Genomic DNA, 252 nt, shown 5'->3' with positions numbered 1-252 from the left:
GTCTGGATTCCCGTTTTGACCGAAATTTTGGTTTGCCCCAGTCTGGTTGGGCCTTGTCAAAGAAATTGTTCCAAGCCTTGCCCAAGTCGGAAATTGCCAGTTGCAGAATTCGGGCTGATTGTGTATACTGCCAGTCTTTTTTATCGGCAACTAACATATTACGAACTCTTCGTTCACTCGGCGAAGGCTTTTCTTTAAGCAGTACTTTCTGTTCTTCAGTCAGCTTTTTCGGGTCGGAAGCCAAAGAAGATT

At 44.8% G+C, this 252-nt stretch carries 1 pseudogene; it reads right to left on the bottom strand.

Going from position 1 to position 252, the window contains the following annotated elements:
* Positions 1-252: pseudogene (locus lacNas_RS12940) on the bottom strand (helix-turn-helix domain-containing protein); the annotation flags it as partial.

This window comes from Lactobacillus nasalidis (assembly GCF_016587775.1).
GTDB lineage: Bacteria > Bacillota > Bacilli > Lactobacillales > Lactobacillaceae > Lactobacillus > Lactobacillus nasalidis.
This window is presented reverse-complemented; position numbering and strand designations above follow the sequence as displayed.